This window comes from Thalassococcus sp. BH17M4-6 (genome assembly GCF_049323015.1).
Lineage (GTDB): Bacteria > Pseudomonadota > Alphaproteobacteria > Rhodobacterales > Rhodobacteraceae > Puniceibacterium.
Map to the genome: position 1 here is coordinate 101300 of NZ_JBMPGU010000001.1, position 24494 is coordinate 125793.

Here is a 24494-nt window from a genome sequence, read left to right on the forward strand (position 1 = left end):
ACACGCCTGATGACGATACCGCTGCTGGCGCTGACAGCGGCCCTGACCACCGCCTGTTCCAGCCCGGACGTGCGCTTTGCCAGCCCCGCGGTGGCGCCATCGGCCAAGGTGTCGTCGCTTTACGGCAAGCTCGAGGTGGTCGAGGTGACGCTGCCGACCTATGCGGCGTCCGAGAACATCTTCGTGCAGGGGGCCGACGGCGCCATCACCGAACTGGGGCCGCTATGGGCCGATGATCCGGCCCGGGCCATGACCCTGCAACTGGCGCGCGACTTTGCCGCCATCACCGGGGCCATTGCCGCGCCCGATCCCTGGCCGTTCCGCAGTTTCCCGGACGCCAAGGTCGATGTCCGGCTCGAGGAGATGCTGGCCACCGAGGACGGCACCTTCCGGATCTCGGGGCAGTTCTTTGTCGCCCCCGAAGAGGGCGGGCGCGACCGGTCGGGACAGTTCGGCATCAGCGTGCCGCTGCCCGAGGATGCGAGCATCAGCCAGATCGCCGCGGCCCGCAGCGCCGCGACGACCCAACTGGCCGAACAGATCGCCCGCCGGGGGCTGAGGTAGCGCCATGGACATGCCCGTGAACGCCTTCAAGGCCGCGCTCAGGGACGGGCGCAAGCAGATCGGGTACTGGTGTCAGATCCCCGACAGCGGCGTGGTCGAGATGCTGGCCGGCTGCGGCTATGACTGGCTGCTGCTGGATTGCGAACACGGGCCGCTTGATCCGGTGATGACCCTGCCGCTGATGCAGGCGGCGGCGCCCTATCCGGTCAGCACCGTTGTGCGCCCGGCGTGGAACGATCCGGTGATGATCAAGAAGCTTTTGGATTGCGGGGCGCAGTCGTTCCTGGTGCCCTATGTCCAGACCGCCGAAGAGGCCGCCGCCGCCGTGGCCGCCGTGCGCTATCCGCCGCGCGGCATCCGCGGGGTCGCGGGCAACACCCGCGCCAGCCGCTATGGCGCGATCAAGGATTACGCCGCCAAGGCTGAGGCTGAAATCTGCCTGCTGGTGCAGGTGGAAACCGCAGAGGCGCTGGAGCGGATCGAGGATATCGCAGCGGTGGACGGGGTCGACGGCATCTTTATCGGCCCTGCGGACCTCGCCGCCTCCATGGGGTATCCGGGCCAGAGCAGCCACCCCGAGGTGCGCGCTGCCGTGCTGGACGCCGTGCGCCGGATCAACGCCGCAGGCAAGCCCGCGGGCTTTCTGACCCTGGACGAAGCGGCCCTGCGCGAGGTCGAGGCGGCGGGCGGAACATTCATCGCCGTCGGCGTGGACTTTGCCGCGCTGCGCACTGCGGCGCTGGCGCAGCGCGCGGCCTGGCGCGACTGACCGGAATTTCGGCAGCGCCGCGACGTTCGGGCGCGGTTGCGCCCCTAAAACAGGCAGTTTGCGCGAATGGGGATGCAAAGCCTGCCGGTTCCTGTGATGTTGTGCCAAATAACAGGAGCCGCTGGACCTCATGGCCATTTACGCAAGCATCCACCACCTGACCCACTACAAATACGACCGGAACGTCACGCTCAGTCCGCAGATCATCCGGCTGCGGCCCGCTCCCTACAGCCGCACGCGGGTGATTTCGCATTCGCTCAAGGTGTCGCCGCAGCCGCATTTCGTGAACCACCAGCAGGACCCCTACGGCAACTGGCTGGCGCGCTATGTGTTTCCCGAACCGGTGCGCGAATTCAAGATCGAGGTGGACGTGGTGGCCGACATGTCGGTCTACAACCCGTTCGACTTCTTCGTCGAGGACAGCGCCGAATACTATCCGTTCGAGTATCCGGCGGAGCTGGTGGACGACCTCTCGATCTATCGCCGGGTCGATCCGCCAAGCGCGCAGCTGGCCGAATACATCGCGCAGGTTCCGCGTGACAAGACGCGGATCGTCGACTGGCTGGTGATGCTGAATGCCAAGATCGCGGCGGATGTCGAATACACCATCCGGATGGAGCCGGGCGTGCAGACGCCCGAGGAAACGCTGACCAAGGCGCTGGGCTCGTGCCGTGACAGTTCGTGGCTGCTGGTCAACGTGCTGCGGCACCTGGGAATGGCCGCGCGGTTCGTGTCGGGCTACCTGATCCAGCTGAAACCGGACCTCGATGCGCTCGACGGGCCGTCGGGCACCGATCACGATTTCACCGACCTGCACGCCTGGGTCGAAGTCTACCTGCCTGGCGCGGGCTGGATCGGTCTCGACCCGACCTCGGGCCTGTTTGCGGGGGAAAGCCACATCCCGCTGGCCGCCACGCCGCATTACCAGAACGCTGCCCCCATCGCGGGCGGGTTCACCGCCTTGGGCGAGGTGCAGACCACCTTTGACTTCGACATGCAGGTCACCCGCGTGGCCGAACATCCGCGCATCACCAAACCGTTTTCGGACGAAGCGTGGGACAGGCTCAACGCGCTTGGTCGCGAGGTCGACACCGCGCTGGAAACCGGCGATGTGCGCCTGACCATGGGGGGCGAGCCGACCTTCGTCAGCATCGACGATTACGAATCCGCCGAGTGGAACACCGCCGCCGTCGGCCCGATGAAACGCGGTCTGGCCGACAAGCTGATCCGCCGCCTGCGCGACCGTTTCGCCCCCGGCGGATTTCTGCACTACGGGCAGGGCAAGTGGTATCCGGGCGAAACCCTGCCGCGCTGGACCTTCTCGCTTTACTGGCGCAACGACGAGAAACCGATCTGGTCCGATGCGGACCTGATTGCCACCGAAACCGCCGACACCGGCGTCGATGCCAAGGCGGCAGAGACCTTCATGACCACGCTTGCGGGCGAGTTGGGGGTGGAGCCGGACTATGCCGTGCCCGCCTTCGAGGATCCGGCGGAATGGATCATCAAGGAAGGCAACCTGCCGGAAAACGTCACACCCGAGAACAACAAGCTGAAAGACCCCGAGGAACGCCACCGCATCGCCACGGTGTTCGCGCGGGGCCTGACCGAACCCACGGGCTATGTGCTGCCGATCCAGGCCTGGCAGTCCAGGGCCACCGGGCGGCGCTGGCGGTCCGAGAAATGGAAGCTGCGGCGCGGGCACGTGTTCCTTGTGCCCGGCGACAGCCCCGTGGGCTACCGCATTCCGCTGGGCGCGCTGCCATACGTGCCGCCATCGCAATATCCCTATACCTACATCACCGACCCAACGGTGCCGCGCGGGCCGCTGCCGGATGTCGACCATGGCAACGGCGTCACCAGCCCCGAGGTGTCGTCGGACCATACGCAACCCGTGTCGGCCCCGACCGCGCAGGCGGATGTGCAGACGGTGATCGAACAGGAACTCGGCCCCGTAGGCGGTGCCGTGCGCACCGCCATTTCGGTCGAGCCGCGCGACGGCAAGCTGTGCGTTTTCATGCCGCCGGTCGAGGATGTGGAGGATTACCTCGATCTGGTGGCCGCGGCCGAACGCACCGCGAAACGGATGGGCCTGCCGGTGCATATCGAAGGCTATGCGCCGCCGCATGACCCGAGGGTCAATGTCATCCGCGTGGCCCCCGATCCGGGTGTGATCGAGGTCAACATCCACCCCGCCCACAGCTGGGAAGATTGTGTCGCCACGACCGAGGCGATCTATGAAGAGGCGCGCCAGTGCCGTCTGGGGGCCGACAAGTTCATGATCGACGGGCGGCACACCGGCACCGGCGGGGGCAACCATGTGGTTGTCGGCGGCTCCACCCCCAACGACAGCCCGTTCCTGCGCAGGCCCGATCTGCTGAAGTCGCTGATCCTGATGTGGCAGCGGCATCCGTCGCTCAGCTACCTCTTTTCCGGCATGTTCATCGGCCCGACCAGCCAGGCTCCGCGCATAGACGAGGCGCGGCATGACACGCTCTACGAGCTGGAAATCGCGCTGAGCCAGATCCACGCGCCACAGAACGGATCCGTCCCGCCCCCCTGGCTGGTGGACCGGCTGCTGCGCAACATGCTGACGGATGTGACCGGCAACACCCATCGTGCCGAAATCTGCATCGACAAGCTCTATTCCCCCGACGGCCCGACCGGGCGGCTGGGGCTGGTGGAATTCCGCGGCTTCGAGATGCCGCCAGATCCGAAGATGAGCCTGGCTCAGCAGGTCCTCATCCGCGCCATAATCGCACGGTGCTGGCAGGCGCCCGTTGACGGCACCCCGGTGCGCTGGGGCACGGAACTTCACGACCGCTACATGCTGCCGCACTACCTCTGGCAGGATTTCATGGACCTTCTGCGCGATCTTGATGCGCATGGCTTCACGCTCGACCCCGAATGGTTCGTGGCGCAGTCCGAATTCCGCTTCCCGTTCTGCGGGCAGGTCGAATATGAGGGCGTGCATCTGGAGATCCGCCAGGCGCTGGAGCCGTGGCATGTGCTGGGCGAAACCGGTGCCATCGGCGGCACGGTGCGCTATACCGACAGTTCGGTCGAACGGCTGCAGGTGCAGCTGACCACCTCGAACCCCGAACGCTATGGCGTGACCTGCAACCAGCGCGCGGTGCCGCTGACGCGGACGCAAACCTCGGGCGTGTCGGTTGCAGGCGTGCGATTCAAGGCCTGGCAACCGGCCGAGGCGTTGCATCCGGTGCTGCCGGTCAACGCGCCACTGACCTTTGACATCTTCGACAAGTGGTCGGGCCGGGCGCTGGGGGGCTGTGTCTATCACGTGGCCCATCCCGGCGGGCGCAACTACGAAACCTTCCCGGTCAACGGCAACGAGGCCGAGGCGCGCAGGCTTGCCCGGTTCGAACCGCTGGGCCACACACCTGGCGCCTACTGGCCCGCACCCGACCGCACCCACCCGGAATTCCCGATGACGCTTGATTTGCGGCGCGCGCCCGGGATCTGATGCGGGGGAGGTGACGGATGGACTGGCCCGACAGTATGGAGCATGACCCGGCGGCGGCGCTGATCGCGCACTACAGCGTGCCTGCGGGCGTCGCGGACGAGATGATCGGCCCCGGCGGGCAGGTGCGCGCCGTCTGGAAACCGTTCCTCGACCGCTTCGCCCGGCTGAGCGACGAGGATCTGGCCCGGCGCTTTGCGAGGGGCGACAGGTACCTGCGCGACGCGGGCGTGTTCTTTCGCCAGTACCGCGAGGATGGCCCCACCGAACGGGACTGGCCGCTGAGCCATGTGCCGGTGCTGCTGCACGAGGGCGAATGGCAGCAGATCAGCGCCGCCCTGCGGCAGCGGGCCGATCTGCTGGAACGGGTGGTGGCGGACCTTTACGGCCCCGGCGATCTGGTCCGGTCGGGCCACCTGCCGCCGGAACTGGTGGCGGGCAATCCGGCGTGGCTGCGCCCGATGGTGGGCGTGGCGCCGCCCTCGGGGCATTACCTGCATTTCCTGGCGTTCGAACTGGGCCGCAATCCCGACGGGTCGTGGTTCGTGCTGGGCGACCGGACCGAGGCACCGTCGGGCGCGGGCTTTGCGCTGGAAAACCGGGTGGCGACCACGCGCACCTTTTCCGATCCGTTCCCGCAGGGGCACATTCACCGGCTGTCGGGCTTTTTCCGGGCCTTCCGCGATGCGATGCAGGCGGCGGCGCGCGGCAACGATGGGCGGCTGGGCATCCTGACCTCGGGCCTGGGGACCGAGACCTATTTCGAACACGCCTATATCGCGCGCTACCTGGGCCTGATGCTGCTGGAAGGCGAGGATCTGACGGTCGAGAACGGGCGCACCATGGTGCGCACCGTCGCAGGGCTCAAACCCCTGTCGGTGCTCTGGCGGCGCATGGATGCGAGCTTTGCCGATCCGCTGGAACTGGACGACGGATCGCAGATCGGCACGCCGGGGCTGGCGGCGTCGATCCGGGGCGGGCATCTGTCCATGCTCAACGCGCTGGGGACGGGGGTGCTGCAAACCCGCGCGCTGCTGGCGTTCCTGCCGCGCATCGCCCGGCACCTGCAGGGCCAGCCACTGGCCATGTCCAACATCGCCACCTGGTGGTGCGGGCAGGACAAGGAACGGCAGTACGTGCGTCAGAACGCGGGACGGATGATGCTTGCCAACGCCTATTCCCAGGACCTGCCGTTCGAGGTGGGGCCCGACACGGTGATCGCCGGGCGGTTCCAGGATGGCCGGGCGCAGGATCTGAGCCAGTGGATCGACCAGCAGGCGCGGCACCTGGTGGGGCAGGAGGCGGTGAGTCTGTCGACCACGCCGGTCTTTCACAACGGCGCGCTGGTGCCGCGGCCGGTGATGCTGCGGGTCTTTGCCGCGCGGACCGACCAGGGCTGGACCCTGATGCCGGGCGGCTATGCCCGGATCGGGCGGTCGGGCGATGCCACCGCGCTGGCGCTGCGCAAGGGCGGGTCGGTCGCGGATGTCTGGATCGTCAGCGACGATCCGGTGCCTGCCGACAGCCTTGTGGCCAAGGACGGCCCGTTTCAGCGCGCCACGCCCAGCCTGCTGCCCGCCCGCGCCGCCGACAACCTGTTCTGGCTGGGCCGCTACGTGGAACGGGCCGAGGGGCTGATCCGGCTGGTGCGCGCCAGCCACATGCGGCTGGCGGAAACCGGCGATCTGCGCGATGCGCGGGTGCGCCGCATCGGCGCTTTTCTGGAACGTTCGGGTGTGCCGCTGGACCAGCCGGTGCCGCAGGCGATCCCGGATCAGGTCATGTATGCCATCCGCTGCGCGTCCAAGGTGCGCGACCGGTTTTCCATCGACGGCTGGACCGCGCTGCGCGCCCTGCAGGACGACATCGCCGACCGCCGCAGCCGCGTGTCGCACGGCGACGAGGCGGCGCGCGCCCTGGGCCAGATGCTGCGCGGCACGGCGGCGTTTTCGGGCCTGGTGCACGACAACATGTACCGGTTTTCCGGCTGGCGGTTCCTGAGCCTGGGCCGGGCGCTGGAACGGGCGCAAAGCATGGCCTACGTGCTGGGGGATTTCTGCGCGCCCGACGCGCCCGAGGGCGGCTTCGACATCGCGATCGAGCTGGGCGATTCGGTGATGGCGCACCGCCGCCGCTATTTGATCGAGACCAACCGCAACACCGTCATCGACCTTCTGGCGCTGGATCACCGCAACCCCCGGTCGATCCGGTTTCAGGTATCGTTCATGCGCAGGCTGGTGTCCGAACTGCCCGAGGCCGAGGTCAACGGCACGCTGTCGCCGCTGTCGGCCGCGATCCTGAGGATCGAAACGCGGCTGGCCACGGCCGAACCTGCGAGGATGGATGCAGGCCGCTTGCAGGCGCTCAGCCGGTCGCTGACCCAGCTTTCGGACACGCTGACCAACAGTTATCTGACGTGATCTGCCATGCTCTATGATCTGTCGCTGACCATCGCCTACGACTACGGACGCCCCTCGGCGCAGGCGCGCAACGTGTTGCGGGTGCTGCCCGCCAACCGGATCGGCGAACAGCGCCGGATCACCGGCATGATCAGCGTGACCCCGCGCCCGGCGGAACGCAGCGACCGCAGCGATTTCTTCGGCAATGCCATTGCCGAACTGGCCTTTCACCAGCCGATCAAGACGCTCAAGGTGACGCTGCAGTCACGGGTCGAACGGCTGTCGCGGCCCTTGCAGTTCGATCTGTCGCCGTCGCTGCCGCGGCTGGCGCAGGAACTGGCGGCGCAGCCCGGGCTGGACCCTGAAAGCCCGCACCATTTCCTCAGCGCCTCGCCGCGCGTGGGATTTGATCCCGCGATCACCGCCTTCACCCGCGCCGCGCTCGTGCCCGGCTGTACCGCGCTTGGCGCGCTGCAATCGGTGGGTCAGGCGCTGCATGCCGAGATGCGCTTTGATCCCAAGGCGACGGATGTCGACACGCCGCCGTCCGAAGCCTTTGCCAACCGTCACGGCGTCTGTCAGGATTTCAGCCACGTGATGATCGCGGGGCTGCGCAGCATCGGCATTCCGGCGGGCTATGTCAGCGGTTTTCTGCGCACCGAACCGCCCGAGGGCCAGCCGCGGCTGGAAGGGGCGGATGCGATGCACGCCTGGGTGCGGGTCTGGTGCGGGATCGAGCTGGGCTGGATCGAATACGACCCCACCAACGATCTGCTGGCCGGGTCGGATCATATTTCCGTCGCGGTGGGGCGCGATTATTCTGACGTGGCGCCGGTCAAGGGCGCGGTGCGGTCTTCGGGCACCCAGAAAAGCACCCACAGCGTCGATGTGATCCCGCTGGGCGGGTAGAGGCACGGAAATCTCAAGATTTCCGGTCCGTTTTTCTCAAGAAAAACGCGCGCGGGCGGACAGGCCGGTCGCGGCATCAAGGCTTCGGTGCTTTGCTCCCTTACGGAAACGCCCGGCATAGACGGACTCCGGCAGCCTGTCCGACGTGCTATCGCAACCGCAGTTCCGTCTTCGCGTCGAACACAAAGACCTGCTCCGGGTCGATCTCGACGCCGACGCTGTCGCCGCTTTTCGACCGGTGGGTGCCGCGTTCCTCGACCACGATCTTTTCACCCTTGCCGGTGATCAGATGCGCATAGGACACCCCGCCCAGGCTTTCGGCGATGTCGACGCGGTGCGGCCCGTCGCGCGTCACCGTCAGGTGTTCGGGGCGCAGGCCGACATCGACCGCCTGGCCGTCGCTTGCCGCGGCGGGGGCGGGCAGATCAAGGCCCAACCCTTCGACCGCGATGCGCCCGCCTTTTACCGTGCCGGATACGAAATTCATCGCGGGCGATCCGATGAACCCGGCGACGAACTTGTTGTCGGGGTCGCGGTACAGATCCATCGGGGCGCCCACCTGTTCGATCTCGCCGAACTTGAGCACCACGATCTTGTCGGCCAGCGTCATCGCCTCGACCTGATCATGCGTGACATAGATCATCGTGGCGCCGATTTCCTTGTGCAGACGGGCGATCTCCACGCGCATTTCGACGCGCAACTCGGCATCGAGGTTCGACAGCGGTTCGTCGAACAAAAACACCTCGGGCCCACGCACGATGGCCCGGCCGATGCTGACCCGCTGGCGCTGGCCGCCAGACAGGGCCGCGGGCTTGCGCTTGAGGTAGTCATCCAGCTTAAGGATGCGGCTCGCCTCGGCCACCTTTTCGGCGATCTCGGCCTTGGGATGGCCGTTCATCTTGAGCCCGAAGCCCATGTTTTCCTGCACCGTCATATGCGGATAAAGGGCGTAGGTCTGGAACACCATTGCCACCCCGCGCTCGGCCGGGTCCATCCGTGTCACGTCGCGGCTGCCGATGGTGATCTGGCCTTCGGTGGTTTCCTCAAGCCCCGCGACCATCCGCAAGAGCGTGGACTTGCCGCAGCCCGAGGGGCCCACGAAGACGCAGAATTCGCCATCCTCGATCTGCAGGTCGATCCCGTGGATCACCTGGACGTCGCCGTAGCGTTTGATCACCTTGTTCAGCGTCACTCCGGACATGGTTCAGGCTCCTCCCTGTTTGCGTGTCTGTGTCTGCGGAAAGGCCCAGGGCTGGGCATCCCGGGCAATGGCCTCGGCGGTCTGGCGCAGCGGGATCGACAGTCGCCCCAGCTGGTCAAGATCGGTGCGGCTGGTGGATGATGTGACCGACAGCGCGCCCAGGACCCCGCCCGTGGCGGTCAGGATCGGCACGGCGATGCAGATGATGCCGGGCTCATGCTCTTCGCGGTCATAGCCGAAGCCATTGGCGCGGATCTGCGCAAGCTCGGCGCGCAGGCTGTCGGGGCCGGTGTGGGTGTGGTCGGTGAAGCGGTGCCAGCTTTGCCGCGCCAGCGCCTGATCCAGCGCCTCTTCGGGCAGGTGGGCCAGCATCACCTTGCCGACGCCGGTGCAATAGGCGGGTCCGATCTTGCCCGCCTGCGCGAACATCTGGATCGGCTGGCGGGCGTTGCGCTTGTCCACGTAAAGAACCTGACCGTTGTCGAGCTGCGCCAGGTGCACGGTTTCGCCGATCATTCCGCTCAGCCGGTCCAGATGGTCCTGCGCGATCGGGGCGAGCGACGACTGCGCCCAGGCGGTATGCGCTAGCTTCACCAGCCGCATGCCAAGCGCATAGGTCTGCCGGTCGGGATCGTAGGACAGCATGCGCTGCCGCGTGAGGGTCTGCAGGAAGCGATACAGCGTCGCCTTGGGGTAGGGGCTGTTTTCCAGCAGGTCGGAAAACCGCACGGGCCGCCCGTAGGCCGCCACGCGATCCAGCACCTCCAGCGCCTTTGCGACTGTCCCGTCCCCGGCGTCCCGCATCCTGGCTCTCCTCCCGTCGCCGTCACCCCCTCCTCGGGATTCGGCTGTTGACAAGCATAGGCGACTCGGCGTTATGATTTCAATATGCAAAACTAGGTTTCAAATAATGGGACAAAGAGGAGGCCCATTGACCGAAGCCCGGGTTTCGTACCGGAAGCATTAGGGAGGACACCATGCATTCCACGTTGAAGGCGTCGCTGTCGGCGCTGGCCTTGGCTGCATTCGCGGCCCCGCAGGCCTTTGCCCAAGACCAGGCCCTGACGGGCGATCTCAAGATTTTCTCGGACATGTCGAACCCCGCGCCGCGCGCGGTGATGGAAGGGCTGGTGGCCCAGTTCGGTGAAATGCACCCCGATCTGAACATCGAACTCACGGTGATCGACCGCGAGGCCTACAAGACCCAGATTCGGAACTTTCTGACCGCCGACAGCCCCGATGTGGCGAACTGGTACGCGGCCAACCGCATGGGCCCCTACGTCGACGCGGGCCTGTTCGAGGATGTGTCGGACCTGTGGGAAGAGCCGGAAATCGCCGATGCTCTCGCCTCGACCAAGGGCGCGATGACCATTGACGACAAGCAGTGGGGCGTGCCTTACACCTACTATCAATGGGGCATCTACTACCGCAAGGACATCTACGAAGAGCTGGGGCTGAGCGAGCCTGCCACTTTTGAAGAGATGAAGGCCAACTGCCAGGCGCTGATCGATTCGGGCCGCAAGTGCTTTGCCCTGGGGTCCAAGAACTACTGGACCGCCGGCGGCTGGTTCGACTACCTCAACCTGCGCACCAACGGCTATGATTTCCACATGGAACTGGCCCGTGGCGAGGTGCCCTGGACCGACGACCGCGTCCGCGCGACCTTTGCAAACTGGCGCGAGCTTCTGGACATGGGCGCGTTTGTCGACAACCACCAGTCCTACAGCTGGCAAGAGGCGCTGCCCTTCCTTGTTGGCGGCGATGCCGGGGCGATGCTGATGGGCAACTTTACCGTGGCGCCGCTGCGCGAGGCGGGGCTGGATGACAGCAAGCTCGACTTCTACCAGTTCCCGGCGATCAACCCGGATGTCGCACTGGCCGAAGACGCGCCGACCGACACATTCCACATCCCGGCCAATGCGTCGAACAAGGACGCGGCGCGCGCTTTCCTCAAGTTCGTGGTGTCGCCGGATGTTCAGACCCAGATCAACGCGGGCGATGCGCTGGGTCAGCTGCCGGTGAACTCCGAATCCTCGGTCGATGACGACAAGTTCCTCAACGAAGGGTTCGAGATGCTGTCGTCCAACAGCCCGGGCGGGGTCGCGCAGTTCTTTGACCGCGATTTCCCGGCGGAAATGGCGGCAGAGGCGATGCAGGGCTTCCAGGAATTCATGGTGTTCCCGGACAACCTCGACGACATCCTCAACCGGCTCGAGAAAGTGCGCGAGCGGGTCTACCAGTAAGCCTTTGCAGCCGGGCGCGCGCGACGTGCCCGGCTGACGTCCTCACGCCCGCCGCGCCGCCGCCGCGCGGACCCGGCAGGCGATTGCGACCGGAAGGAGCGTCCGATGACCACCGCAGCCCTGCCCACAGACCGCGCCAAGCGCAGCTGGTACAAGCGCAACGAGATCGCCGTGACGCCCTGGCTGTTCCTGGCCCCGGCCATCCTGTTCTTCTTTTTCTACGTGATCTACCCGATCTACCAGAGCATCGCGATTTCGTTCTATGACTGGGACGGCCTGGGCGAGGCGCGCTACATCGGTCTGGGCAACTATGCCGAACTGGCGGACGACCCCGCCTTCAAGGTCTCTTTGGTCAACAATCTCAAATGGTTGCTGCTTTATCTTCTAGCGATCCCGGCGGGGCTGTTCATCGCGATCTTCCTCAACCAGACGGTCACCGGCATCCGCATCTACAAGTCACTGTTCTTCTTTCCCTTCGTGCTGAGCCAGGTCGTCGTGGGGCTGGTGTTTTCGTGGTTCTACCTGCCCGACGCTGGGCTTCTGAACAACGTGCTGGGGGTTTTCGGGCTGGGCCCGATCAACGTGCTGGGCGATCCGTCGCTGGCGACCTATGGCATCATCATCGCAGGCCTCTGGCCGCAGACCGCCTATTGCATGATCCTGTACCTTACGGGCCTCAACGCGGTCGATCCCGAACAGGTCGAAGCCGGACGGCTGGACGGGGCCAAGGGCTGGAAGATGCTTTGGTACGTGGTTGTCCCGCAGCTCAAACCCGCGACCTTCATCGCCTTCGTGGTGACCATCATCGGCGCGCTGCGGTCCTTTGACCTCATCTCGATCATGACCGGCGGCGGGCCCTTCGGCCAGACCCGGGTGCTGTCGTTCTACATGTTCGAAAAGGCGCTGTCGGAATACGGCTTCCGCATGGGCTATGGCGCGGCCGTCGCGGTGGTGCTGTTCCTGATCATGCTGGTCTTCATCGTCTACTTCCTGTGGTCGATGTGGTCAGAGGAAAAGGCCCGCTGATCATGACCCAGGCCCTGATCACACCCGATGTCGCCGCCCGTGAAAGGGGATAGCACATGTTTCCCAAACCGATCCAGAAATCCTCGCGCAGCTGGCAGCTGAGCTATCAGTCGCTTTTGCCGCTGGCGCTGATCATGTGGCTCTTGCCGCTCATTGCCGTGGCGATCTTTTCGATCAAGCCGGGGGCGGATTTCACCACCGGCAACTACTGGGGCTGGCCGTCGTCCTTTGACGCCGCCGCCAACTATGGCCAGGTCTTCTTCAACTCGGACATGCCGCGCTACATGCTCAATTCCGTGCTGATCACCGTGCCCACGGTCATCGGCGCGGTGGCGCTGTCGTCGCTGGCGGGCTTTGCGCTTGGCGTCTACAAGTTCAAATCCAATATCTGGCTTTTCTTCATGTTCGTCGCTGGCAACTTCGTGCCGTTTCAGATCCTGATGGTGCCGGTGCGCGACCTGACGCTGGACATGGGGCTTTACAACACCAAGACCGGGCTTGTGCTCTTCCACGTCGCGTTCCAGACCGGGTTCTGCACGCTTTTCATGCGCAACTTCATCCGCGCGCTGCCGTTCCCCCTGATCGAGGCCGCGCGGGTCGAGGGTGTCGCCGAATGGCGCATCTTCTGGTATGTGGTGCTGCCACTGATGAAACCCGCCATCGCGGCGCTGGCGGTGCTGATCTTTACCTTCATCTGGAACGATTATTTCTGGGCTGTGGTGCTGACTCAGGGGGCCGAATCCCAGCCCGTGACCGCCGGCATCACCAGCTTCAACGCGCAATACCGCGCGGCCTATCACCTGATGAGTGCCGGTTCCATCGTTGCCGCATTGCCGCCTGTGCTGATGTTCTTTCTGATGCAAAAGCACTTCATCGCGGGGCTGACGCTGGGCGCTGTCAAGTAATGCAGGGGTTTCGACTGGACGCAGGCCGCCAGACCCTGGTGCTGGCCGCTCGCCCGGGGGAAATGGCGCAGGTCGTCTATTGGGGGCTGACACTGCCTGCGGGCGAGGATCTGGAAACGCTTGCCGGCGCCGCCGTGCGCGACGTGACCGGCGGGATGATCGACGCGCTGCCGCCGCTGACGCTGTGCCCCGAAGCGGCGCGGTCCTTTCCCGGTCAGTCGGGGCTGTGCGTGCGGGGTGCGGACGGCGCACCGATCTACCCGCGGCTGGTGTTTTCCCATGCGGACGAGGCGCCGGGTCAGCTGGCGCTGCACCATGTCGATGCGCGGCTTGGTCTGCGCTATACCGCGCGCTTTGCCGTCGTGCCTGGCACCGACATCCTGACCGCAGAGGCCGAAATTGCCGCCGACACCGACCTGCGGCTGGACTGGCTGTGCGCCCCCGCCGTGCCCGCGCCCGAGGGCGGGACCGACCGGCTGCACGTGGCAGGCCGCTGGATTGGCGAGTTCCGGATCGAACACACCCCCTGGAGCGCCGGGTCGCTCTTGCGCGAAAGCCGTCTGGGGCGCACCGACCACAGCCATTTCCCGGCGCTGCTGCTGCCGGGGGCCGGGGCCACCAACACCCGCGGCACCGTGCACGCGCTGCACTATGGCTGGGCCGGCGGGCACCGGATGATCGCCGAGGAACTGCCCGATGGTCGCCGTCAGGTTCAGTTCGGTCATGCCGCAGGCACCGAACATGGCCTTGCCCGGCGCTTTGCCACCGCGCCGCTGTACCTCACCGTGTCGGACAACGGGCTCAATGGCGTGGGCAGGGCGTTCCAGCGTTACCTGCATGACCATCACATCCCCTGGGTCGATGCCGCCGCGCCGCGCAAGGTGCATTACAACTGCTGGGAAGCGATCTATTTCGACCACGACCTGCCGACGCTCAAGGACATCGCCAGCCGCGCCGCAGCCCTCGGGGCGGAACGGTTCGTGCTTGACGACGGATGGTTCGGGCGGCGCGACGACGACACCAGCAGTCTTGGCGACTGGACGGTCGATGCGCGCAAATACCCCGATGGCCTTGGTCCGCTGATCGACCATGTGCGGGGGCTGGGCCTCAGCTTCGGCATCTGGTTCGAGCCCGAGATGGTCAACCGAAACTCGGACCTTGCGCGTGCGCAGCCGGACTGGATCCTGGGCCCGGACGATCAGATCGAGGGCCGCCAGCAGCGGGTGCTCGACATGGCCAACGCGCAGGTGCAGGAGCATCTTCACGACCGCATCGCCAAGGTTCTGACCGATCATCCGGTCGACTACATCAAATGGGACCACAACCGCGTCCTGCCGATGCCCGACGCGGCCCAGACGCGCGGCACCTATGCATTGCTCGACCGGTTGCGCGCCGCCTTTCCTGCGGTCGAGATCGAGACCTGCGCCAGCGGTGGCGGGCGCATCGATTTCGGCATCCTTGGCCGTACCCAGCGGGTCTGGCTCTCCGACAGCAACGACGCGCTGGAACGCCTGCGCATCCAGCATGACGCGGCGCTGTTCCTGCCCGCCTCGATCACCGGCAGCCATGTCGGCCCGCGCCACTGTCACACCTCGGGCCGCCGCATCGGCATGGCCATGCGCGCCTGGGTCGCGGCGCAGCGGCAGATGGGGTTCGAGATGGACCCGCGCGAACTGACCGAAGCGGAAGCGGCCGTCCTGCAGCGCGTCACCGCCTGGTGGAAGGCCAACCGCGACTGGCGCATGGCGGCGGACATCCTGCGGCTGGACAGCCCCGATCCGGCGGTGACGGCGGAACTGCAGCTGGCCCGCGATGGCGGGCGGTTCGTGGTCTTTGCCGGGCAGAACGCCAGCAGCGCCCAGATCACCCCGCGCCCGCTGCCGCTGGCCGGTCTCGACCCCGCGTCGCGGTACGAGGTGCGGCTGCTCAACGCCGATGAGGCGACCGGCCTGTCACGCGGAGCGCCGGCGCTGAAGCAGGCGGCGCTGACCTTGAGCGGGGCGTATCTCATGCAACAGGGGCTGACGCTGCCCTGGCGGTTTCCTGAAACCATGTGGGTGGTCGAGGGCCGTAGACTGACGGACGCAAGGAGTGAGACATGACAAACGCGATCTTTCCCGACCTCGACGGCGCGTCGGTCTTCATCACCGGCGGCGGGTCGGGCATTGGTGCGGCGCTGACGGACGGGTTTCTGGGGCAGGGCGCCAAGGTCGCCTTTGTCCAGCGGTCCGACGCCAGCGCCTTTGTCGCCGAGATGGAGGCCAAACACGGCCGTGCGCCGCTGTTCCTGCGCTGCGACATCACCGATGTCGCGGCATTGCGCGCCGCCGTGGATCACGCGGCTGACGCGCATGGCCCCGTGCTGCATCTCATCAACAACGCCGCCAACGACCAGCGGCATGCCTCGCTCGACGTGGACGAGGCCTATTGGGACAGGATGCAGGCGATCAACCTCAAGGCCTATTTCTTTGCTGCGCAGGCGGTGCTGCCGGGGATGCAGGCGGCGGGGCGTGGCGCAATCGTCAATTTCTCGTCCATAAGCTACATGATGGGAATGGCGGGCATGACCGGCTATACCACCGCCAACGGCGGCATCACCGCGATGACCCGGAGCCTGGCGCGCGAATTCGGCCCTGACGGCGTGCGCATCAACGCGCTGGCCCCCGGCTGGGTGATGACCGACAAGCAACGCGAGCTGTGGGTCACGCCCGAGGCGCTGGCCGCGATGCTGGACAAGCAGTGCCTGAAACGCGAGATACAGCCCGAGGATATCGTCGGTCCGGTGCTGTTCCTGTCTTCGGACGCGGGCGCGATGATGACCGGGCAGGTGATGGTTGTCGACGGCGGCGTGGTGGTGACGGGCTGATGACGAATGGGACGGGCATGACGCAAACCGACTGGATCGCGGTCGACTGGGGCACCTCGCATCTGCGGGCCTGGCTGCTGGATGCAGGCGGCACGGTGCTGGATCACCGCAGCTCTGCCAAGGGGATGGGCACGCTTGAGCGGGACGGGTTCGAGCCGGCGCTGCTGGATCTGGTGGGCGATGCGCTGACCGACGGGGCGATCACGCCCGTGATGGTCTGCGGCATGGCCGGTTCGCGGCAGGGCTGGGCCGAAGCGCCCTATGCCGCTGTGCCCTGCGCGCCGCCCACGGCCGATGCCGCGCGGCTGGTGGGCACGAACGATCCGCGCCTGCGCGTGCGCATCCTGCCCGGGGTCAAGCAGATGCACCCGGCGGATGTCATGCGCGGCGAAGAAACGCAGATTGCCGGGTTCCTTTCGCTCAACCCCGGGTTCGAAGGTGTGATCTGCCTGCCCGGCACCCACTGCAAATGGGCGCATATCTCGGCCGGGGAAATCGTCAGCTTTCGCACCTTCATGACGGGTGAGCTTTTTGCCCTGCTCAGCAAATCCTCGGTCCTGCGTCATTCCATCGCCGCCAGCGGCTGGGACGATGCCGCCTTTGCCGAGGCCTGCGAGGATGCGATGACCCGGCCCGCCGTCTTTGCCGGCGGGCTGTTCGGCCTGCGGGCCGAGGCGCTGGTCGGCGATCTTGATCCGGTGACCGCGCGGGCACGGCTCTCGGGCCTGCTTATCGGGATCGAGATCGGCGCCGCGAAACCCTACTGGCTGGGCCGCGAGGTCGTGCTCATCGGCGACGACGCGCTTGTTGCGCCTTACCGGCAGGCGCTGCAGGCGCAGGGCTGCCCCGTCACACTCACCGATGCCGACCGCATGACCCTGCAGGGTCTGCGCGCCGCCCATCAAAGTCTGAAGGACCCCGCCCAATGACCCGCGAATTGATCGCCATCTTGCGTGGCCTGACCCCGGAAGAAGCCCCCGCCATCACCGAGGCGTTGATTGATGCGGGCATCACCCGGATCGAGGTGCCGCTCAACTCGCCGCGCCCGTTCGACAGCATCGCCGCCATGGTCAGGGGCTATGGCGAGCGCGCGCTCATCGGCGCAGGTACGGTGCTGGCCCCCGAAGAGGTGCAGCGCCTGGCGCAGATCGGCGCGGGTCTGGTGGTATCGCCCGATTGCAACCAGCGGGTGATCATGGCCACCAAGAAGGCCGGGATGCTGAGCTATCCCGGCGTGATGACACCGACCGAATGCTTTACCGCGCTGCGCACCGGGGCGGACGGGCTTAAGTTCTTTCCCAGCTCGCTTATCGGGCCCGAGGGGCTTGCCGCTATTGCGGTAGTGTTGCCGAAGGGCACGAAATGCTATGCAGTGGGCGGTGCCGGTCCTGACAATTTCGCCCAGTGGTTCGCCGCCGGGGCGACGGGGTTCGGCATCGGGTCGGCGCTTTACAAGGCGGGCCGTCCGGCCGCCGACATCGCCACCCGTGCCCGCGACATCGTGGCGGCATATGACGAGGCACTGACGACATGAGCCATCTGATCTATTCCGACACCGCCTGCGATCTGGGTGAGGGCGTGCTGTGGCACCCGCAGACCCAGACGCTGTACTGGTTCGACATCCTCAAGGGGCGGCTTTACGCCAGCGTCGATCAGCATGAACGGTTCTGGCAGTTCGACCGGATGGTATCCGCCGCGGGCTGGGTCGATGACACGACGCTGCTGATCGCATCCGAACGCGATCTTTTCACCTTTGACACCGAAACCGACACCGAAACCCATGTGGCCGATCTTGAGGCCGACAATCCCGTGACCCGATCGAACGACGGGCGCGCGGATCCCTGGGGCGGCTTCTGGATCGGAACCATGGGCAAGCAGGCAGAGTCCGGCGCGGGGGCGATCTATCGCTTTTATCAGGGGCAGGTGCGGATGCTTTACGATTCCGTCACCATCCCCAACGCGATCTGCTTTGCGCCCGGCGGGGCCTATGCCTATTTCGCCGACACGCCCACGCACGTGATCCGCCGGGTGACGCTGGATGCCGACGGCTGGCCATCGGCACCGCCCGAGGACTGGATCGACCTGCGCGCCGAAGGGCTAAAGCCCGACGGGGCGGTCTGCGACGGGCAGGGCAACCTTTGGAATGCGCAATGGGGCGCGGGCCGCGTCGCCTGCTATTCGCCCGAGGGGCGGTTCATGACTGCCCTTGGGCTTGCCGCGGGGCAAACCAGCTGCCCGGCCTTTGGCGGTGCCGACCTGACCACGATGTTCGTGACCTCTGCCGCCGATGGGGCAGGCGTAGACGACCGTCTGGCGGGCATGACGTTTTCGGTGCCCACCGGGTTCAAGGGGCAGGCCGCCAACCGGGTCCTGCTTTAACCGATGAAGCGCACGCTGGGCACCTGTTATTACCCGGAACACTGGCCGCGCGCGCTCTGGTCCGAGGATGCGGCGCGTATGGCCGATCTTGGCCTGACCTGGGTGCGGATTGGCGAATTCGCCTGGAGCAGGCTGGAACCCGGCCCCAGTGAGCTGCAGTTCGACTGGCTGGATGACGCCATCGAGGTACTGGGGGCCGCGGGCCTGAAGGTCGTGCTGGGCACCCCCACCGCAACGCCGCCGCGCTGGATGCTGACCCGACACCCGGACATGCTGGCCGTCGATGCGGGTGGCCGCCCACGCAAGTTCGGTTCGCGCAGGCACTACTGCTTTTCCCATCCCGGATACCTTGAGGAATGCCGACGGATCGTCACGCTGCTGGCTGAACGCTATGGCCGCAATCCCCATATCGCCGCCTGGCAGACCGACAATGAATACGGCTGCCATGACACCGTGATCAGCTATTCCGACGCCGCGCGGCAGGCGTTTCGCGGCTGGCTGCGCGACCGGTACCCCATGGGCAACGGTGGCGATATCGACGCGCTGAACGCGGCGTGGGGCAATATCTTCTGGTCCATGGACTACGCCGATTTCGACGAGATCGACCTGCCCAACCTTACGGTGACAGAACCCAACCCCGCGCATGTGCTGGCGTTCCGGCGGTTTTCCTCGGATCAGGTGGTGGCCTTCAATCGCGCACAGACCGACATCATTCGGCAACATTCCGACGCGCCCATCGGCCACAACTACATGGGCCGGGTGACCGAATTCGACCATTTCGCCACCGGCGCCGATCTGGATATCGCCACCTGGGACAGCTATCCGCTGGGCTTTCTTGAGGACCGCGTCGGTGCCACGCCCGACCGCCAGCGCGCCTATGCCCGGCAGGGCGATCCGGATTTCCAGGCCTTCCACCACGATCTGTATCGCGCCGTCGGCAAGGCGGGCCGCTGGTGGGTGATGGAGCAGCAGCCCGGCCCGGTAAACTGGGCGCCCTACAACCCCGCGCCGCTGCCCGGGATGGTGCGCCTTTGGACATGGGAGGCGTTCGCCCACGGGGCCGAGGCGGTGTGCTATTTCCGCTGGCGGCAGGCCCCCTTTGCGCAGGAACAGCTGCACGCCGGGATGCTGCGCCCCGATTCCGTGCCCGCGCAGGCGTTTCACGAGGCGGCGGAGGTGATGGCAGAGCTTTCGGGGGCCCCCGAGGTGACCCCGCATCAGGCCCCCGTGGCGCTGATCTTCGACTACGCCGCGGAATGGATGTGGCAGATCCAGCCGCAGGGCCAGGGGCTGAGCTATTTCGATCTGGTGCTGGATCACTACCGCGCGCTGCGGCAACTGGGCCTGTCGGTCGATATCCTGCCGCCCGCGACCCGCGATTTCAGCGGCTACCGGTTGATCCTCGCGCCCGGGCTGATGCATGTGCCGGACGATCTGAAAGACGTCCTGAATGCCGCGCAGGGGCAGCTGCTGATCGGCCCGCGTACGGCCGCGCGGGATGCGGATTTTGCGCTGCCGGTGCCGCTGCCGCCTGCCTGGCCGGGGCTGGATGTGACCGTGTCGCGGCTCGAGACCCTGCGCCCCGACATGCCCGTGACGCTGGACGGCGGTGGCGCGGTGATCCGCTGGCTGGAAGAGCTTGAGGGCAACGCCAATGTGGTGCTGCTGGCCAAGGACGGCGCACCGGTGGCCATGAGCACTGGTCGGGTGACCTACATGGGCGGTTGGGGCGACGCAGAGACGCTGCACCGGCTCTTGGGCGACCTTTGCCGCCGCGCGGGGCTTGCCACGATGAACCTGCCCGACGGTCTGCGCCTGCGCGACACCGGGGCCGAGCGGTTCTGGTTCAACTACGGCGCAGAGCCTCTTGAATTCGAAGGCATAAGCCTGCCCGCCGCCGGGGTTCTGCGGCAACCGCGCCCCGCCGGGGCGTGACAAGCGGGCGGCATCGTGGTCTGCTGCGGACATGAAAGCCTTTCTCCACCCCCGCCAATCCGCCCATGACCCGCAGATGTTTCTGGCCAACGGCGTCCGGAAACCCAGCCCCGAACAGCCCGCGCGCATCGACGCGCTGAAGGCCGGGGCCGAGGCGGCGGGTTGCGTCTTTGAGCTCCCGCAGGACTTCGGGCAGGGCTTTATCTCTGCCGTGCATCCTGCTGAATACGTGGCATTTCTGCGCAACATCCACGACCGCTGGACGCGGATGGAGGGCGCGTCGGACGAGGTGGTGCCCAATATCCATCCGGGTCGTCACGGGCTCAGTTATCCCGACGGGATGGTCGGCCAGGCCGGGTGGCACATGGCCGACACCGCGTGCCCCATCGGCGCGCACACCTGGGAGGCCGCCTATTGGTCGGCGCAGACCGCCGTGAGCGCGACGATGGCGGTGATCGACGGTGCCGGCAGCGCCTACGCGCTGTGCCGCCCGCCGGGGCACCACGCCTTTGCCGATATGGCGGGGGGCTTCTGTTTCCTCAACAACGCCGGCATCGCCGCGCAGGCGCTGACCGGGGCAGGACTGCGCGCCGCGATCGTCGACGTCGATGTGCATCATGGCAACGGGACGCAGGGCGTCTTCTATGCCCGCGATGATGTCTTCACCGCCTCTGTCCATGCCGACCCGGCGCGATTCTACCCGTTCTTCTGGGGGCATGCGCATGAACGTGGCACCGGGGAGGGCGAAGGGTGCAACCTGAACCTGCCGCTGGCGCGGGGCACGGGTGACACCGGGTTTCTGGAGGCGCTGGATGTGGTGCTTGATCGTGTAGATGCCTTCGCGGCCGATGTGCTGGTGGTCGCGCTGGGGCTCGACGCCCATGAAAACGACCCGTTTCAGGGGCTTGCCGTCACGACGCCGGGCTTTGCCCGGATCGCGGAACGCTTGCGTGGGCGGGGCCTGCCCGCGGTGATCGTTCAGGAAGGCGGCTATCTGCAGCCAGAGCTGGGGGCCAACCTGACGTCGTTTCTCGACGGTTGGCAGGGCTAGGGGTGATGCGATCGGCTTGAAACGGCCTTGAGCGGACGTAGGATCCAAGCACCCGGCGCGGACTCAAGGCCGAAGGCCGCCGCGCCATCGCAGTCGCGCCCCCACGCGGCTGCGATTGGGTTGAGCTTGGTGCATAGCGGGGGAGGCGTGAGGACTTGGCTGGCATAAAGCGCGAAGCGGAAAGACCTGATCGCATCCGCGCGCGACTGCAATGACGCGGCACCTCGCTCGGTTGTGCAAGGTCCGGTTCAGGCTGCTCCCGCGCGATTCAAACTGTCTGCATCCCGCTCTAGGACTGGCGGTTATCCTCAGCCTGGAACAATCGCCTGTGCCAAGCCAGCAGGACGTGAACCAACTCTTTGCAAAATAAGACTGATCCCCGTCAGTTGGGCTTGCGGGTGAACACCAGCGCCATGGAATCGCGCAGCACGATTGGCCCGCTCAGGTAATCGGGGCCGATGCCGGGGCTGCGCAGCACGCATTCCCAGCCGAAACCGCCAAGGCCGGGCACATCGAGCCGCAGCGGATCGACATCCGCGGTTTCCTTGCCCTCCATATGGATCACCGTATAGACCTGTTCGCCGTCCGGCCCGTGACGCAGCGCGGTGAACACCGTGCGGCCGTTCAGCGGCTCAAGATAGCCGAAGTGGTCCTTGGGTCCATAATTGTCGCGCAACCAGGGCCGCGCGCCGCGGAATTTCCGCAGGCTGTGGGTATAGTTGCACTGCACCGGGTCCAGACCAGGGAGCGAATGCACGATGTTGCAGTAGTCGTGCATGTCGTCCATCCAGGCCCGCGCCACCTGTTTGAGGGTGGCCACGGTGTAATGCGGCCCGGCGAGCTTGGGATCGGTGGCGTTCAGAAGGCGCGCGATATCCTCAAGATCGTATTCCGTGACCTCGACCAGCGCGGGCAGGAATTCGCAGAACCGCGCAAGATCGTCGCGCGTCTCGTAACCAAGCGCCTTTAGGCGGCGGAAATTCATCGGCATCGAATAGGAATATTCGTCCACCTGCCACTTGAGGCTGATCGCCTCTTCGGCGACGACCTTGACGCCGTACTTGTCGTCCTGGTTGCGGATGAACCCCCAGGACCCGCGCGCCATGGCGTTGAGGAAATCCATCGGAACGCCGGGCAGGGCCACATAGGTCAGCGTGTGCACCGCCGGGTTGTCATAGGCCTTGTCGAGGATCTCCATCCGGCTGTGGCCCAGCCGGGTGTTGATGTTCATCTTGGGGCTGACCTGCGTGCCGCGCCGCAGGGTGTCGTGGTTCGAGGTGCCGGAAATCCAGTTCGCCCCCACGCTCAGGCATTCTCGGATACGCCAGTACTTGCCCAGCCAGAAGGTGTAGAGGAACGGCGTGTTATGGGCGAATGTCAAAGGCCCCCACTGGAACACGTCATCGTCGCGCTGCTGTTCGATCACGCTGCGGTAGGTCGAGGAAAGCTCCCAATCCTCGTCGGGCCAGGGGCGGCCATCCTCGAACACGAACCAGGGGCGATATTCGGTGCCCGCGACGCTCTGCACGATATCGGCCATGCTTTGCAGGTAATCGTCGTCGTGCTTGAGCACCTGTTCCGCCGGATCCCAGTATTTGAAATCCTGCGCCCCGTCGACGCGCACGCCATCGGCGCCGAAGTTTACCTTGCGCCGCTGCATTTCCAGCAGGATCGCCCGCACCGCGGGGTTCTGGTAGTCGAGGTTCTGGCCGTACATGTTCGGCCCGGCAAAGAAATGGTGGTTGAGCGCCCATTGTCCCTGATTGTCGGAATGGCCGTAAACCACGTCGAAGACGAGCTTTTTCGGCTTGCCGGGGAAATTGTGCAGGACCGAGGCTAGGTCGATCAGTTCGTCCGGTCGCCCGGTTTCCAGAAGCACCGGGTTCACCGCGGCCATGCCCGAAATCACGATGTCATAGCCCCAGTTCGTCGTGTCGGGGCGGCGCAGGGACACGGTCAGCCCCTCGTCGCCCGCGTCGGTTTCCTGCCAAAAGGCCGGGCCGGTCTCGTAGACGGTCGTGGGCTCCACCGGCAAAAGCTGTACGGAGTCGTAGCCCATGAAGATCTGGTCGGCGGGTTCCAGCGGCAGGTCGCGCGCCACCCGTTCGGCCAGCCGTTCGAACTGCCGGGTCAGGGCCGCGATGGTGCCCCCGGCGGTGGCGGTCGGCACGTGGATCTGCAGGATGTTCGAGGGCGGGCCGAACTTGTACGGTGCGTCGCCTTTCAGCGCCTCCCAGTACGCCGTATCGCCGCGTGCGGTCTGCATCGCGGCGACATCGTAGAGCTCGGCCGGGGCCATGGCGCCAAAGGGCAGCGACATTGCCAGCGGGTCGAAGATGCGGTGCCATTCGCCGTCGCTGTCGCGCCAGACCAACGCGTAGAAATCGCCGATCTGGTCGCGCCGTCCGGGCCGCATGCCGCGCACCGCCGAAAAGCAATGCGCATCAAGCCGCACCACCGGAACATAGACCCGTTCGAAAGGCACATCCTGGTAGGACACCGTGAGGTCCATCGGTTCGACCGAATCCAGCAGTTCCAGAAAGATGTCGCCCGACGGCACCCGCAGATCCTGCAGTTCCGGGATCCAGAAGCCGAAATAGGCCAGATCGTCCTCGACCTGGCCGCCCAGGAAGCGGGCGACCTGTTGCTCGGCGTCGAACATCGTGGGCGCCGTGGTCAGGATCTGCTGGCATTCTTCGGCGCGCGCCGTGGCGGCGGCCTCGTCATAGGTGATGCGATCTTGCAGGGCCATGAAGCCTCCGTTGA

The 24494-nt window shown here is 66.1% G+C and carries 18 protein-coding genes; 15 read left to right on the plus strand and 3 right to left on the minus strand.

Going from position 1 to position 24494, the window contains the following annotated elements:
- Positions 1-9 precede the first annotated feature (9 nt).
- The 5 genes from ACOXXX_RS00460 (at position 10) to ACOXXX_RS00480 (ending at position 8122) form a co-directional block, all read left to right on the plus strand.
- Positions 10-564, plus strand: coding sequence for a PqiC family protein (locus tag ACOXXX_RS00460; protein ID WP_422824571.1), 555 nt, complete (start codon positions 10-12; stop codon positions 562-564).
- A 4-nt stretch (positions 565-568) separates the two neighbouring features.
- Positions 569-1333, plus strand: coding sequence for an HpcH/HpaI aldolase family protein (locus ACOXXX_RS00465; protein ID WP_422824572.1), 765 nt, complete (start codon positions 569-571; stop codon positions 1331-1333).
- Between the two features lie 130 nt (positions 1334-1463).
- Positions 1464-4817, plus strand: coding sequence for a DUF2126 domain-containing protein (locus tag ACOXXX_RS00470; protein ID WP_422824573.1), 3354 nt, complete (start codon positions 1464-1466; stop codon positions 4815-4817).
- 17 nt (positions 4818-4834) lie between these two features.
- A complete protein-coding gene (locus ACOXXX_RS00475; RefSeq protein WP_422824574.1) occupies positions 4835-7234 on the plus strand; it encodes a circularly permuted type 2 ATP-grasp protein in 2400 nt (799 codons plus the stop codon).
- A gap of 6 nt (positions 7235-7240) precedes the next feature.
- Positions 7241-8122 (plus strand): transglutaminase family protein, encoded by an 882-nt coding sequence (locus ACOXXX_RS00480; RefSeq protein WP_422824575.1) that lies wholly within the window; start codon positions 7241-7243, stop codon positions 8120-8122.
- A gap of 148 nt (positions 8123-8270) precedes the next feature.
- Here the strand turns inward: ACOXXX_RS00480 and ACOXXX_RS00485 are convergent, their stop codons facing one another.
- Together ACOXXX_RS00485 and ACOXXX_RS00490 are read right to left on the minus strand one after the other, a co-directional pair.
- On the minus strand, positions 8271-9323 hold the full coding sequence (locus ACOXXX_RS00485; protein WP_422824576.1) for an ABC transporter ATP-binding protein: 1053 nt from the start codon (positions 9321-9323) through the stop codon (positions 8271-8273).
- Between the two features lie 3 nt (positions 9324-9326).
- Positions 9327-10127, minus strand: coding sequence for an IclR family transcriptional regulator (locus ACOXXX_RS00490; RefSeq protein WP_422824577.1), 801 nt, complete (start codon positions 10125-10127; stop codon positions 9327-9329).
- 173 nt (positions 10128-10300) lie between these two features.
- Between ACOXXX_RS00490 and ACOXXX_RS00495 the strand changes: the two genes are divergently transcribed.
- From ACOXXX_RS00495 to ACOXXX_RS00540, 10 genes are all read left to right on the plus strand, one after another.
- A complete protein-coding gene (locus ACOXXX_RS00495) occupies positions 10301-11566 on the plus strand; it encodes an ABC transporter substrate-binding protein (protein WP_422824578.1) in 1266 nt (421 codons plus the stop codon).
- Positions 11567-11671: 105 nt separating this feature from the next.
- On the plus strand, positions 11672-12592 hold the full coding sequence (locus ACOXXX_RS00500; RefSeq protein WP_422824579.1) for a carbohydrate ABC transporter permease: 921 nt from the start codon (positions 11672-11674) through the stop codon (positions 12590-12592).
- Between the two features lie 56 nt (positions 12593-12648).
- Entirely contained in the window at positions 12649-13497 is an 849-nt protein-coding gene (locus tag ACOXXX_RS00505) for a carbohydrate ABC transporter permease (RefSeq protein ID WP_422824580.1), read from the plus strand.
- Complete coding sequence (locus tag ACOXXX_RS00510; protein ID WP_422824581.1) at positions 13497-15599, plus strand: alpha-galactosidase; 2103 nt, start codon at positions 13497-13499, stop codon at positions 15597-15599. Before ACOXXX_RS00505 ends, ACOXXX_RS00510 begins: the two co-directional genes overlap by 1 nt.
- Positions 15596-16363: an SDR family NAD(P)-dependent oxidoreductase gene (locus tag ACOXXX_RS00515; RefSeq protein ID WP_422824582.1), complete on the plus strand. Its 768-nt coding sequence runs from the start codon at positions 15596-15598 to the stop codon at positions 16361-16363. Before ACOXXX_RS00510 ends, ACOXXX_RS00515 begins: the two co-directional genes overlap by 4 nt.
- A gap of 17 nt (positions 16364-16380) precedes the next feature.
- On the plus strand, positions 16381-17292 hold the full coding sequence (locus tag ACOXXX_RS00520; RefSeq protein WP_422824583.1) for a 2-dehydro-3-deoxygalactonokinase: 912 nt from the start codon (positions 16381-16383) through the stop codon (positions 17290-17292).
- Entirely contained in the window at positions 17289-17897 is a 609-nt protein-coding gene (locus tag ACOXXX_RS00525; protein ID WP_422824584.1) for a 2-dehydro-3-deoxy-6-phosphogalactonate aldolase, read from the plus strand. Before ACOXXX_RS00520 ends, ACOXXX_RS00525 begins: the two co-directional genes overlap by 4 nt.
- A complete protein-coding gene (locus tag ACOXXX_RS00530) occupies positions 17894-18742 on the plus strand; it encodes an SMP-30/gluconolactonase/LRE family protein (protein ID WP_422824585.1) in 849 nt (282 codons plus the stop codon). Before ACOXXX_RS00525 ends, ACOXXX_RS00530 begins: the two co-directional genes overlap by 4 nt.
- 3 nt (positions 18743-18745) lie before the next feature.
- On the plus strand, positions 18746-20677 hold the full coding sequence (locus ACOXXX_RS00535; RefSeq protein ID WP_422824586.1) for a beta-galactosidase: 1932 nt from the start codon (positions 18746-18748) through the stop codon (positions 20675-20677).
- Positions 20678-20708: 31 nt separating this feature from the next.
- Positions 20709-21728: a histone deacetylase family protein gene (locus ACOXXX_RS00540; protein WP_422824587.1), complete on the plus strand. Its 1020-nt coding sequence runs from the start codon at positions 20709-20711 to the stop codon at positions 21726-21728.
- A gap of 382 nt (positions 21729-22110) precedes the next feature.
- Here the strand turns inward: ACOXXX_RS00540 and gghA are convergent, their stop codons facing one another.
- Positions 22111-24480 carry a glucosylglycerol hydrolase gene (gene gghA / locus ACOXXX_RS00545; protein ID WP_422824588.1) on the minus strand — a complete coding sequence of 790 codons (2370 nt, stop codon included), beginning with the start codon at positions 24478-24480 and terminating at the stop codon, positions 22111-22113.
- Between the last annotated feature and the right edge of the window lie 14 nt (positions 24481-24494).

Excerpts from the sequence above, each read along its gene's own strand:
- ACOXXX_RS00460 (WP_422824571.1), top strand. The coding sequence starts at position 10 with ATGACGATACCGCTGCTGGCGCTGACAGCGGCCCTGACCACCGCCTGT.
- ACOXXX_RS00465 (WP_422824572.1), top strand. The coding sequence starts at position 569 with ATGGACATGCCCGTGAACGCCTTCAAGGCCGCGCTCAGGGACGGGCGC.
- ACOXXX_RS00470 (WP_422824573.1), top strand. The coding sequence starts at position 1,464 with ATGGCCATTTACGCAAGCATCCACCACCTGACCCACTACAAATACGAC.
- ACOXXX_RS00475 (WP_422824574.1), top strand. The coding sequence starts at position 4,835 with ATGGACTGGCCCGACAGTATGGAGCATGACCCGGCGGCGGCGCTGATC.
- ACOXXX_RS00480 (WP_422824575.1), top strand. The coding sequence starts at position 7,241 with ATGCTCTATGATCTGTCGCTGACCATCGCCTACGACTACGGACGCCCC.
- ACOXXX_RS00485 (WP_422824576.1), bottom strand. The coding sequence starts at position 9,323 with ATGTCCGGAGTGACGCTGAACAAGGTGATCAAACGCTACGGCGACGTC.
- ACOXXX_RS00490 (WP_422824577.1), bottom strand. The coding sequence starts at position 10,127 with ATGCGGGACGCCGGGGACGGGACAGTCGCAAAGGCGCTGGAGGTGCTG.
- ACOXXX_RS00495 (WP_422824578.1), top strand. The coding sequence starts at position 10,301 with ATGCATTCCACGTTGAAGGCGTCGCTGTCGGCGCTGGCCTTGGCTGCA.
- ACOXXX_RS00500 (WP_422824579.1), top strand. The coding sequence starts at position 11,672 with ATGACCACCGCAGCCCTGCCCACAGACCGCGCCAAGCGCAGCTGGTAC.
- ACOXXX_RS00505 (WP_422824580.1), top strand. The coding sequence starts at position 12,649 with ATGTTTCCCAAACCGATCCAGAAATCCTCGCGCAGCTGGCAGCTGAGC.
- ACOXXX_RS00510 (WP_422824581.1), top strand. The coding sequence starts at position 13,497 with ATGCAGGGGTTTCGACTGGACGCAGGCCGCCAGACCCTGGTGCTGGCC.
- ACOXXX_RS00515 (WP_422824582.1), top strand. The coding sequence starts at position 15,596 with ATGACAAACGCGATCTTTCCCGACCTCGACGGCGCGTCGGTCTTCATC.
- ACOXXX_RS00520 (WP_422824583.1), top strand. The coding sequence starts at position 16,381 with ATGACGCAAACCGACTGGATCGCGGTCGACTGGGGCACCTCGCATCTG.
- ACOXXX_RS00525 (WP_422824584.1), top strand. The coding sequence starts at position 17,289 with ATGACCCGCGAATTGATCGCCATCTTGCGTGGCCTGACCCCGGAAGAA.
- ACOXXX_RS00530 (WP_422824585.1), top strand. The coding sequence starts at position 17,894 with ATGAGCCATCTGATCTATTCCGACACCGCCTGCGATCTGGGTGAGGGC.
- ACOXXX_RS00535 (WP_422824586.1), top strand. The coding sequence starts at position 18,746 with ATGAAGCGCACGCTGGGCACCTGTTATTACCCGGAACACTGGCCGCGC.
- ACOXXX_RS00540 (WP_422824587.1), top strand. The coding sequence starts at position 20,709 with ATGAAAGCCTTTCTCCACCCCCGCCAATCCGCCCATGACCCGCAGATG.
- gghA (WP_422824588.1), bottom strand. The coding sequence starts at position 24,480 with ATGGCCCTGCAAGATCGCATCACCTATGACGAGGCCGCCGCCACGGCG.